Below are 9869 nucleotides of genomic sequence, written 5' to 3' on the forward strand. Positions count from 1 at the left end.
GCGGCAGCCTGCGCGCAGCGCTCGGCCAGCGGCGCGATCGGCCGCCCGCGCTTCAGAGGGTTGCCGGGGGTGACGAGCCACCACAGCCGATCGAGGCGAAGGCGCCGCAGGGCCATGGTGCCGACATGCAGGTGGCCGGCATGGGCCGGGTTGAACGAGCCGCCGTAGAGGCCGATCCGCATCCCCGGCGCGGACGGCGGCAACGCGCCCTCACGCGGGGCCAAGGATCGGGATCGCTATCGCTCCGGAACGCGCGGGCGCGAAACGGCTCACGGGCGCGTCTGGCCGCTGCCGTGGACCCGGTACTTGAAGGTGGTGAGCTGCTCCACGCCGACCGGGCCGCGGGCGTGCATGCGGCCGGTGGCGATGCCGATCTCGGCACCGAACCCGAACTCGCCGCCGTCGGCGAACTGGGTCGAGGCGTTGTGCACGACGATCGCCGAATCGACCTCGGCCAGGAAGCGCACGGCCTCGTCGCCGTCCTCGGTGACGATCGCGTCGGTGTGGTGCGAGCCGTAGGTCTCGATGTGCTCGATCGCCGCCTCGAGCCCGTCGACCACCCGGACCGAGATGATCGCGTCGAGGTATTCGGTGCGCCAGTCGGCTTCGGTCGCCGCGGTGACGCGGCCGTCGACCGCCTGCACGGCGGCGTCGCCGCGCACTGCGCAGCCGGCCTCCAGCAAGGCGGCGACGAGGAGGGCGAGGTGGGTGCCGGCGCAGGCGCGGTCGACCAGCAGGGTCTCGGTGGCGCCGCAGACGCCGGTGCGGCGCATCTTGCTGTTGAGCAGGATGGTCCGCGCCATGTCGAGGTCGGCCGCGGCCGCCACGTAGACGTGGCAGATGCCGTCGAGGTGGGCGAAGACCGGAACCCGCGCCTCGGCGTGGACCCGCTCGACCAGGCCGCGCCCACCACGGGGCACGATCACGTCGATGCAGCCGGCGAGGCCGGCGAGCATGGCGCCGACCGCGGCGCGGTCCTTCGTCGGCACGATCTGGATCGCGTCCGCGGGCAGGCCGGTGGCGTCGAGCCCGGCGCGCATCGACTCGGCGATGGCCATGGCGCTGCGGTGGCTGTCCGAGCCGGCCCGCAGGATCGCGGCGTTGCCGGCCTTGAGGCAGAGCGCCCCTGCGTCGGCGGTGACGTTGGGGCGGCTCTCGAAGATCACGCCGACGACGCCGAGCGGCACGGCGATGCGCTCGATCAGCAGCCCGTTCGGACGCTCGAAGGCGGCGACCTGGCGCCCGACGGGGTCGGCCAGCGCGCCGATCTTCTCGACCGCGTCGGCGATCGCGGCGAGGCGGCCCGCGTCGAGGGTGAGGCGGTCGATCAGTGCCTGGCTCTGCCCGGCCGCCTTCGCGGCGGCGACGTCGCGGGCGTTCTCGCGCAGGATGACGACGCGGTCGGCGCGCAGGCGCTCGGCGATGGCCCGCAGGGCCACGTCCTTGGTCTCGGCCGAGGCCAGCGCGAGCTTGCGGCCGGCGGCGCGGGCGCGCCGGCCGATCCCGTTCATGGTCTCGGCGAGGTCGTCGGCCGACGCGAAGTCGGATCGCATGTTCAGGACTGGCACCGGTACAACCCCAGTTCGGCAGCCCGAAGCGAGCCGCCTACGAAGCTGCGGATTATCTGCATCCTCGGGGACGACGAAACAAGCGCTGGCGCGAAGATCGGAACGTTTCGAAACGGTCACCCGATCTCGGACGACGCAGGAGCGAGCCTAGAACATCGCCAGGTCGTCGCGATGCACCATCCACGCGCGTCCCGGATAGGTGAGGAGGTCGGCGATCTGCGCGCTCGGGCGGCCGAGGATCAGCGCCGCCTCCGTGCTGTCGTAGCCGACGAGGCCGCGGCCCAGCACCCGGCCGGCACGGTCGCGGATCAGCACCGCGTCGCCCCGGCCGAAGCTTCCCTCGACGCCGCAGACGCCCACCGGCAGCAGGCTCGCCCCGCCTTCGAGCGCCCGCGCCGCGCCGTCGTCGATCACCAGGGTGCCGCGCGGCTCGAGCGACCCGGCGATCCAGGTCTTCCGCGCCGCGGTGGGGGTGGAGCCGGACAAGAACCAGGTGCAGCGGCCGCCCGCGACCACGCTGCGCAGCGGGTTCTTCTCGCGGCCGTCGGCGATGATCATGTGGGTCCCGCCCGACACCGCGATCTTGGCGGCCTCGACCTTGGTCCGCATGCCGCCGCGCGACAGCTCCGAGGCGGGCCCGCCGGCCATCGCCTCGATCTCGGGGGTGATCCGCTCGACCACGGCCAGGTGGCGCGCGTCCGGGTCGGCGCTCGGAGGCGCGGTGTAGAGCCCGTCGATGTCGGAGAACAGCACCAGCACGTCGGCGCCGATCATCGTGGCGACGCGGGCCGCGAGCCGGTCGTTGTCGCCGTAGCGGATCTCGGAGGTCGCCACGGTGTCGTTCTCGTTGACGACAGGAACCGCCCGCATCTCCAAGAGCTTGAGCACGGTCGCCCGGGCGTTGAGATAGCGGCGGCGCTCCTCGGTGTCCTGCGGCGTCACCAGGATCTGCCCGGCGACGATGCCGTGGTGCCCGAGCGCCTCGGCCCAGTGCCGCGCCAGGGCGATCTGCCCGACCGAGGCCGCGCCCTGGCTCTCCTCCAGGCGCAGGGCGCCGGGAGCGAAGCCGAGCACGGTGCGCCCGAGCGCGATGCTGCCCGAGGACACCACCAACACGTCGACGCCGCGGGCATGCAGGTCGGCGATGTCCTCGGCAAGCGCCGCGAGCCACGCATGCCGCAGCCGCCCGCGGGCGCGGTCCACCAGCAGGGCCGAGCCGACCTTGATGACGACGCGGCGGAATTGATCGAGGGAGGGGGTCATGACGCCGGGACGAATGCGGGGATGAGGTCGGTGTGGACGAAGTCGTCGCCGTTGAACAGGAGCGGCACCGCATACGTCCTGGCGACGGCGTAGGTGAAGCAGTCGCGGAAATTCAGCTGGGCCGGATGGCCGCGGCCCTTCCCGGAACGCAGGAAAGCGTCGGCGCCGGCCTCGAACATCGCCGCATCGAAGGCCACGATGTTGATCAAGCTGTCGTCGAGAAACCGATCGACCGCTCTGCGCGCCTGGCCGGGCAGTTTCTGCTCCAGAACCATGCACGTCTCGATGAGCGTCGGCGTTCCGACGATGACATGCTCGCCGAGGATCAAGCGGAGGAAAGCATCCGCTTCCGGTTCCCGTATCAGGATGGCCACGATCGCCGACGTATCAATCGCGATCAACGGGGCGCCTCAGATCGGAAGGCCGTGATCATCGTACAGATCGCTATGGTCCGAGGTCGCCCCCGGCACCTTGTGATCTGCGATCTCACGGACGAAGCCCCGTAACGACTCGTACCGGCGGCGGCGCTCCGGCGTCAAATCTTTCAAGGTTGGAACGCGCGGAGGCTGAGGCGACAGGCCTTCGGCCGGCAGGGTTTCGCGAAGCGACGCGCGAAGCGCGGAGACCACCGCGTCTTCGACCGACGTGCCTGTGCGCTCGCCCAACACCTTGGCAAGTCCGAGCGCCTCGTCTCGCTCCACGATCAGAGCTTCGATCACCGTCCGCTCCACGAGGACACCGTCCAGCGCGAGACCATAGTCGAGGTCGGGCCGACCGTCATCACGGCTGCCAGGCCGGCTCGGGGACGCGCTCCGCCTCGGCGGCCGCGTCCATCTCGCCCTGGAGCGCGCGCAGGGCCTCCGGCACGCCCTGGCCCGAGGCCGAGGACAGGACCAGCGGCTTGCGCTTGGCGGCGCGCTTCAGGCGGGCGACCTGCTCCTTGAGGGTGTCCGCGTCGATCGCGTCGGCTTTGGAAAGCGCCACGATCTCCGGCTTGCCGGCGAGGTCCTCGCCGTAGGCCTCGAGCTCGCGCCGGATCGTCTTGTAGGCCTTGCCGGCATGCTCGCAGGTGGCGTCGACGAGGTGCAGCAGCACGCGGCAGCGCTCGACGTGGGCCAGGAACTTGTCGCCGAGCCCGACGCCCTCGTGGGCGCCCTCGATCAGGCCGGGGATGTCGGCGAGCACGAACTCGCGGGCGTCCGAGCGCACCACGCCGAGGCCCGGATGCAGGGTGGTGAAGGGGTAGTCCGCGATCTTCGGCTTGGCCGAGGTCACGGTGGCGAGGAAGGTGGACTTGCCGGCGTTCGGCAGCCCGACGAGCCCGGCGTCGGCAATGAGCTTGAGGCGCAGCCAGATCCACTGCTCGGTGCCCTCCAGCCCCGGGTTGGCATGCTTCGGGGCGCGGTTGGTCGAGGTGGTGAAGTAGGCGTTGCCGAAGCCGCCGTTGCCGCCCTTGGCGAGCCGGACCCGCTGGCCGACCTCGGTCATGTCGGCGATCAGGTGCTCGCCGTCGACCGCCAGGATCTGGGTGCCGGCCGGCACCTTCAGCACCACGTCGGCGCCGTTGGCGCCGTGGCGGTTCGAGCCCATGCCGTGCTCGCCCTTCCGCGCCTTGAAGTGCTGCTGGTAGCGGTAGTCGATCAAGGTGTTCAGGCCCTCGACGCACTCGACCCAGACGTCGCCGCCGCGCCCGCCGTCGCCGCCGTTGGGGCCGCCGAACTCGATGAACTTCTCGCGCCGGAACGCGACGCACCCCGCGCCTCCGTCGCCGGAACGGACATAGACCTTGGCTTCGTCGAGGAATTTCACGGTGTCGCTCGTCTCTTGATCGAGGCGGGTGGCGGCCCGCTTCGTCCGTTCACGCCGCTCCGGTGCGGCCCTGTCCGTCCGCGGCCGGGGTCGCACGCCGTGCGAACCCCGCCTCGAACCCTATCGTGTCGCACCGAGATGCCGTCAGGCGGCCCGGTCGCAGGCGACCCGGTCGGCCCGGGCCGACCACGCGGCGCGGTCGAGCCGGAAGCAGTCGGAGGTCATCTCGCAGCCGCGGACCGGGAAATACTCCGTCGCCGTGCCCGTGCGGACGAACCCGACCTTCTCCAGCACCCGGCGCGAAGCCGGGTTCTCGACGCGCGCCTCGGCGGTCAGCGCCGTGCCGCCGGCATAGGCGAAGTAGGCGTGCGCCATGGCCACCGAGGCCTCGGTGGCGAGCCCGCGGCCCCAATGGGGCCGGCCGAGCCAGTAGCCGAGGCGCGCGCCGTCCACCGCGGCATCGGACCGGATTCCGACGAAGCCGACGAGGCCGGCCGGAGCGGAGCGGAGCGAGACCGCCATCGCGAGCCCGTCGCCGAGGGCGTTGTAGCGCCGCGCCTCGATCACGAAGGCCTCGGTCTCCGCCCGGTCGATCGGGTGGCGGATCCGCGCCGTCATCTCGGCCACCGCCCGCTCGCCGGCGAGCCGCACGATCGCATCCACGTCCTTGGCGCGCGGCCAGCGCAGCCACAGGCTGCGGGTCTCGATGCGGAAGACGTCGTCGCGGGTCAGATCGGGGAACATCGTTCGGGCTCCTCCGCCGCGATCCTCCGTAGCGGAGAACCGTTGCGCTGAGACGACGAAAGGGAGGATGGCGCCCCATCCTCCCCCGCGTGTTCCGTTCGACTCCGGGCCTCGTGGCCAGGATGCGAGAAACAGGTCCGCCGGTTCGGTGTGGGACACCGGCGGGGCCTGCTTCGCCTGTACGAGGCGCCCGCCGTCTACTCTGCCGCCTGCGCCAGCGGTACCACCGCCACGAAGGCGCGGCCGCGCTTGGTCTGGAACTCCACGCGGCCCTCGGTCAGGGCGAACAGGGTGTGATCCTTGCCCATGCCGACGTTGGTGCCGGGGTGCCACTTGGTGCCGCGCTGGCGCACGATGATGTTGCCCGGGATGACGGCCTCCGAGCCGAACTTCTTCACGCCGAGGCGCTGGCCGGCCGAATCGCGGCCGTTGCGGGAAGAGCCGCCTGCTTTCTTGTGTGCCATGGTTCAGTCTTTCGAATGACGTGGGATCGGGACGTGCGGATCGCGTGGGGGCCTCGGCGGCCCTTACGCGCTCTTCGAACCGGCAGTGAGGCCGGTGATGCGCACGACCGTGTGGTGCTGGCGGTGGCCGCGCTTGCGCCGCGAGTTCTGACGGCGGCGCTTCTTGAAGGCGATGACCTTCTTGTCGCGGCCGTGGGAGACGATCTCGCCGGTGACGCTGAAGCCCGACAGGAGCGGCGCGCCGACCTGGGTCGCGTCGCCGTCGGCGAACAGGAGGACCTCGCCGAAGGTCACGGCGGAGCCTTCCTCGCCTTCGAGGCTGGCGATGGTGATGGTGTCGTTCTCGGCAACGCGATACTGCTTGCCGCCCGTCTTGATGACTGCGAACATCGTCTCTCTCGTGGTTCGAACGGCCTCCGGGACGCGCCCTGGACCGACTTCTTATGCGTTCGTCGCGATCTGCCCGGGGGCTGCCGCAACGCGAAACGCACGGTCTTCTGCGAGGAAGCCGCGCGTTGTGCCCGATGGATAGGGGATCGGCACCTGCCGTGTCAAGGATTCGCCGGCGTTTCCCGCGTCGGGCGGACGCTCCGCCTCAGCGGATCGCCTGGATGATCGCCGGGGTGATGATCACCACGAACAGCACCGGCAGGAAGAACAGGATCATCGGCACGGTGAGCTTCGGCGGCAGCGAGGCGGCCTTCTTCTCGGCGTCGGTCATGCGCTGGTCGCGGCTCTCCTGCGCCAGGATGCGGAGCGCCTGGCCGACCGGGGTGCCGTAGCGCTCCGCCTGGATCAGGGCCGTGACGACCGCCTTCACCGGCTCAAGGCCGACGCGCATCGCGAGGTTCTCGTAGGCCTGCCGGCGGTCCGGCAGGAAGGACATCTCGGCCGTCATCAGGGCCAGTTCCTCGGCCAGCACCACCGATGTGGCGGCGATCTCGGTGCTGACCTTCCGGAAGGCGTGCTCGATCGCCATGCCCGATTCGACGCAGATCAGCGTCAGGTCGAGGGCGTCGGGCCAGGCCCGCTTGATCTCGGCCTTGCGCTTGTTCGACGTGTTGACGAGGTACAATTCCGGAGCCTTGATGCCCCCGTAGGCGCAGGCGATGACGATGCCGATCCGCATCAGGTAGGGCTGGTCGAGGGCTTCCAGCACGAACAGGTAGAAGATCGATCCCAGGGTCGCCGCGACCGGCATGACGAGGCGGAAGAACAGGAACGTCGTCTCGGATTGCTGGCCGCGATAGCCGGCCATCAAGAGCTTGCGCTTGGCCGTGTCGGTGCCGAGCCAACGGCGCAGGTCGAACCGCTCGACGATCTGCTTCATGTAGGCCTTGGGCTCGATCCGCAGCGTCGCCTTGGTGTTGAGCCGCTCGCGCTCCCGCCGGCGGATGACCTCGCGCTCGTCGCTGACGAGCTTCATCCGCTTGCCGAGGTTGTCGCTCTCGAGGAAGGGCTGCGCCACGGCGAAGGCGGTGGCCGCCGCCGCGATCGCGGTCAGCGCGATGGCCACGTTGCGTGGGTCGAAGACCTTCTGGGCGATGAGGTCGATCATGGCGACGGGGCTTCCCGAAAGGGCGTCCGGAGGGGGGGGGGCGAGCGGAGCCCGCGGGCGTTCAGAAGTCGAACGCGATCATCTTCTTGATGGTCAGGATGCCGAGGCCCATCCAGATCGCCGAGCCCAGCAGGGCGAGCTTGCCGATGTCGGTGGTCCAGAGAAGCGAGATGTAGTCGGGGCTTGTCAGCGAGGTGATGCCGGCGACGACAAAGGGCAGCGCGGCGATGATGCCGGCCGAGGACTTGGCCTCCATGCTCATCGCCTGGATCTTGCCGGCCATCTTCCGGCGCTCGCGCAGCACCCGCGACAGGTTGGAAAGCGCCTCGGAGAGGTTGCCGCCCGACTGCTGCTGGATGTTGATCACGACCGAGAAGAAGTTCACCTCCTGCACCGGCACCCGCTCGTAGAGCCGCGAGACCGCCTCGCCGAGGGACAGGCCCAGCGTCTGGGTCTCGATGATCACCCGGAACTCCGAGCGCACCGGCTCCTCGGCCTCGCGGGAGACCATGCGGAAGCAATCGCCCACCGGGATGCCGGTGCGGATGCCGCGCACCACCACGTCGACGGCGTTGGGCAGCTCCCTCAGGAACTTCGCGATGCGGCGCTTGCGCAGGTGGCGCAGCAGGAACGCCGGCACGCCGAGGCCGCCGACGAAGGCCCCGCCCAGGCCGGCGACCGGGTTCGCGCTCACCACGAGCACCAGCAGCCCGACCAACACCGCGAGCCCGGCGGACATCATCCAGTAGGTCCGCTGCGACCACGCCAGGCCGGCCCGCGCGATCTTCAGCTCGAGGGTCACCTTCGCGGCGCCCTTGGCCTTGGCCTCGATCTCGCCCAGCGTCTTGGCGACCTGCTCGCGCCGGTTCACGCTCACGCCGCGGATCGCGCTGCCGGTCGCCGACGCGCTGATGGTCCGGAGCCGCTGGGCCGCGCGCCGCTCGCCCATCATCAGCGGCATCAGGAAGACGTAGCCGAGCGCCAGCGCGGTCACGAAGACGAGCCCGACGGCGAGTTGCAGGTTCCCGCCGTTCACGGGGCGCCCCCCGCCGCCGCGGCGGCATCGAGCGCCTCGCCGAGCTGGCGCTCCAGGCCGTAGTAGCGGGCGCGCTCCCAGAACTTCGGCCGGCCGACGCCGGTGGAGCGATGGCGCCCGATCAGCTTGCCGTTGGCGTCCTCGCCGAGGATGTCGAACAGGAAGATGTCCTGCGTGGTGATGACGTCGCCCTCCATCCCGAGCACTTCGGTGATGTGGGTGATGCGGCGCGAGCCGTCGCGCAGGCGGGTGGCCTGCACCACGACGTCGATCGATCCGCAGATCATCTCGCGCAGCGTCTTCGAGGGCAGGGTGAAGCCGCCCATCGAGATCATCGACTCGATGCGCGACAGGCACTCGCGCGGCGAGTTGGCGTGGAGCGTTCCCATCGAGCCGTCGTGGCCGGTGTTCATCGCCTGGAGAAGGTCAAAGGCCTCGGGTCCGCGCACCTCGCCGACGATGATCCGTTCGGGCCGCATGCGCAGGCAGTTCTTGACGAGGTCGCGCATGGTGACCTGGCCCTGGCCCTCCATGTTGGGCGGGCGCGTCTCCAGGCGCACCACGTGCGGTTGCTGCAGCTGCAATTCGGCCGCGTCCTCGCAGGTGATGATCCGCTCGTCGTTCTCGATGAAGGCGGTGATGCAGTTGAGCAGGGTCGTCTTGCCCGAGCCGGTGCCGCCGGAGATGACGATGTTGCAGCGCGAGCGGCCGATGATCTTCAGGATCTCGGCCCCCTCCGGCGAGATCGCGCCGAAGCGCACGAGCTGGTCGAGGGTGAGCTTGTCCTTCTTGAACTTTCGGATCGTGAGGGCCGGGCCGTCGATGGCCAGCGGCGGCGCGATGACGTTGACGCGCGAGCCGTCCGGCAGGCGCGCGTCGCAGATCGGCGAGGCGTCGTCGACCCGGCGCCCGACCTGGCTGACGATGCGCTGGCAGATGTTCATCAGCTGCTGGTTATCGCGGAAGCGCACGTTGGTGAGCTGGATCTTGCCGCTCACTTCGATGAAGGCGCGGTTGGCGCCGTTGATCATGATGTCGGCGATGTCGTCGCGGGCGAGCAGCGGCTCGAGCGGGCCGTAGCCGAGCACGTCGTTGCAGATGTCGTCGAGCAGTTCTTCCTGCTCGGCGATCGACAGCACGATGTTCTTGAGGCCGATGATCTCCGAGACGATGTCGCGGATCTCCTCGCGCGCCGACTCGGGCTCCAGGCGCGAGAGCTGGGCGAGGTCGATCGCCTCGATCAGCGCGCCGAAGATCATGCTCTTGGTGCGGTAGTAGTCTTCAGAGCGCGGGTTGTCCTGCGCGGCGACCGGCGCCGACGCATCCATGCGCTTGGCGGCCACGTTCTCCTGCACCAGCACGGGTGCGGTCGCGCGCGCGACGACCGCACCCGTGCTGGTGCAGGAGAACGTGGCCGCCAAGCGCAT

At 70.2% G+C, this 9869-nt stretch carries 11 protein-coding genes and 1 pseudogene; all 12 read right to left on the reverse strand.

Translation table 11 applies throughout. The features are described 5' to 3' along the window. Positions 1 to 182: pseudogene (locus FV222_RS10025) on the reverse strand (nicotinic acid mononucleotide adenylyltransferase); the annotation flags it as partial. 87 nt (positions 183 to 269) lie between these two features. After that, positions 270 to 1568 carry a glutamate-5-semialdehyde dehydrogenase gene (locus FV222_RS10030; protein WP_147764449.1) on the reverse strand — a complete coding sequence of 433 codons (1299 nt, stop codon included), beginning with the start codon at positions 1566 to 1568 and terminating at the stop codon, positions 270 to 272. Positions 1569 to 1715: 147 nt separating this feature from the next. Then, on the reverse strand, positions 1716 to 2831 hold the full coding sequence (proB, locus tag FV222_RS10035; RefSeq protein WP_147764450.1) for a glutamate 5-kinase: 1116 nt from the start codon (positions 2829 to 2831) through the stop codon (positions 1716 to 1718). Beyond that, positions 2828 to 3232, reverse strand: coding sequence for a type II toxin-antitoxin system VapC family toxin (locus tag FV222_RS10040; RefSeq protein ID WP_147753622.1), 405 nt, complete (start codon positions 3230 to 3232; stop codon positions 2828 to 2830). Before FV222_RS10040 ends, proB begins: the two co-directional genes overlap by 4 nt. Positions 3233 to 3241: 9 nt before the next feature. Then, the gene (locus FV222_RS10045; protein WP_187277290.1) at positions 3242 to 3550 is read right to left on the reverse strand and encodes a type II toxin-antitoxin system VapB family antitoxin; all 309 of its coding nucleotides are present in this window, start codon (positions 3548 to 3550) and stop codon (positions 3242 to 3244) included. A gap of 61 nt (positions 3551 to 3611) precedes the next feature. Beyond that, the gene (gene obgE / locus FV222_RS10050) at positions 3612 to 4640 is read right to left on the reverse strand and encodes a GTPase ObgE (protein WP_147764452.1); all 1029 of its coding nucleotides are present in this window, start codon (positions 4638 to 4640) and stop codon (positions 3612 to 3614) included. Between the two features lie 144 nt (positions 4641 to 4784). Next, positions 4785 to 5384, reverse strand: a complete 600-nt coding sequence (locus FV222_RS10055; RefSeq protein ID WP_147814106.1) for a GNAT family N-acetyltransferase — start codon at positions 5382 to 5384, stop codon at positions 4785 to 4787. 197 nt (positions 5385 to 5581) lie between these two features. Next, positions 5582 to 5848, reverse strand: a complete 267-nt coding sequence (rpmA, locus tag FV222_RS10060) for a 50S ribosomal protein L27 (protein WP_147726605.1) — start codon at positions 5846 to 5848, stop codon at positions 5582 to 5584. Between the two features lie 63 nt (positions 5849 to 5911). Then, positions 5912 to 6238, reverse strand: coding sequence for a 50S ribosomal protein L21 (rplU, locus tag FV222_RS10065; RefSeq protein WP_147764454.1), 327 nt, complete (start codon positions 6236 to 6238; stop codon positions 5912 to 5914). A 205-nt stretch (positions 6239 to 6443) separates the two neighbouring features. Continuing rightward, entirely contained in the window at positions 6444 to 7406 is a 963-nt protein-coding gene (locus FV222_RS10070; protein WP_147764455.1) for a type II secretion system F family protein, read from the reverse strand. Between the two features lie 61 nt (positions 7407 to 7467). Next, entirely contained in the window at positions 7468 to 8367 is a 900-nt protein-coding gene (locus tag FV222_RS10075; RefSeq protein WP_147753632.1) for a type II secretion system F family protein, read from the reverse strand. Between the two features lie 71 nt (positions 8368 to 8438). After that, positions 8439 to 9770 carry a CpaF family protein gene (locus tag FV222_RS10080; RefSeq protein WP_147814108.1) on the reverse strand — a complete coding sequence of 444 codons (1332 nt, stop codon included), beginning with the start codon at positions 9768 to 9770 and terminating at the stop codon, positions 8439 to 8441. Positions 9771 to 9869: the final 99 nt, after the last annotated feature.

The organism is Methylobacterium sp. WL103 (genome assembly GCF_008039885.1).
Lineage (GTDB): Bacteria > Pseudomonadota > Alphaproteobacteria > Rhizobiales > Beijerinckiaceae > Methylobacterium > Methylobacterium cerastii.